Source organism: Enterobacter sp. UNJFSC 003, from assembly GCF_036903355.1.
Classification (GTDB): domain Bacteria; phylum Pseudomonadota; class Gammaproteobacteria; order Enterobacterales; family Enterobacteriaceae; genus Enterobacter.
Window position 1 is genome coordinate 1 of record NZ_JBAKHK010000027.1, and the last position, 1252, is coordinate 1252.

Genomic DNA, 1252 nt, shown 5'->3' on the forward strand with positions numbered 1-1252 from the left:
AGATCACCGGGTTTCGGGTCTATACCCTGCAACTTAACGCCCAGTTAAGACTCGGTTTCCCTTCGGCTCCCCTATACGGTTAACCTTGCTACAGAATATAAGTCGCTGACCCATTATACAAAAGGTACGCAGTCACCCAACAAGTAGGCTCCCACTGCTTGTACGTACACGGTTTCAGGTTCTGTTTCACTCCCCTCGCCGGGGTTCTTTTCGCCTTTCCCTCACGGTACTGGTTCACTATCGGTCAGTCAGGAGTATTTAGCCTTGGAGGATGGTCCCCCCATATTCAGACAGGATACCACGTGTCCCGCCCTACTCTTCGAGTTCACAGCATGTGTGCTTTCGTGTACGGGACTATCACCCTGTACCGTGCGACTTTCCAGACGCTTCCACTAACACACAAGCTGATTCAGACTCTGGGCTGCTCCCCGTTCGCTCGCCGCTACTGGGGGAATCTCGGTTGATTTCTTTTCCTCGGGGTACTTAGATGTTTCAGTTCCCCCGGTTCGCTTCGTTAAGCTATGTATTCACTTAACGATAGTGTGTCGGAACACACTGGGTTTCCCCATTCGGAAATCGCCGGGTCAAAGGTTCATATCACCTCGCCGGCGCTTATCGCAGATTAGCACGTCCTTCATCGCCTCTGACTGCCAGGGCATCCACCGTGTACGCTTAGTCGCTTAACCTCACAACCCGAAGATGTTTCTTGCGATTCATCATCGTTTTGCGAAAATTTGAGAGACTCGAACACACATTACATGTGTGTCGTTTCAATTTTCAGCTTGATCCAGATTTTTAAAGAGCAAAACTTCGCAGTGCACCTTTTCAGGTTCACTCTGAAGTTTTCTTGTTTTTCGCAGTAAAAGGATGGTGGAGCTATGCGGGATCGAACCGCAGACCTCCTGCGTGCAAGGCAGGCGCTCTCCCAGCTGAGCTATAACCCCATCGTATACACAAATCTCTGTTACCCTAATTCGTTTCCGGGCAAGGCGTGGTAATGCGAAGCATACTTAGGTATGTGAGCATTGCCGCAACGCAGCACCGAGGCGAATTTGGTAGGCCTGAGTGGACTTGAACCACCGACCTCACCCTTATCAGGGGTGCGCTCTAACCACCTGAGCTACAAGCCTGCAGAGATTTTTTACTGCTATTTTTCATCAGACAATCTGTGTGGACACTACAAAGGCAGGTTCTTTAAGGTAAGGAGGTGATCCAACCGCAGGTTCCCCTACGGTTACCTTGTTACGACTTC

The 1252-nt window shown here is 50.2% G+C and carries 2 tRNA genes and 2 rRNA genes; all 4 read right to left on the reverse strand.

What is annotated here, in order from left to right:
* Window positions 1-686 (reverse strand): 23S ribosomal RNA (locus V5P19_RS22865); the annotation flags it as partial.
* 182 nt (window positions 687-868) lie between these two features.
* A tRNA-Ala gene (locus V5P19_RS22870) sits at window positions 869-944 on the reverse strand.
* 109 nt (window positions 945-1053) lie between these two features.
* Window positions 1054-1130 (reverse strand) — tRNA-Ile (locus V5P19_RS22875).
* Window positions 1131-1200: 70 nt separating this feature from the next.
* Window positions 1201-1252: ribosomal RNA gene (locus V5P19_RS22880) — 16S ribosomal RNA — on the reverse strand; the annotation flags it as partial.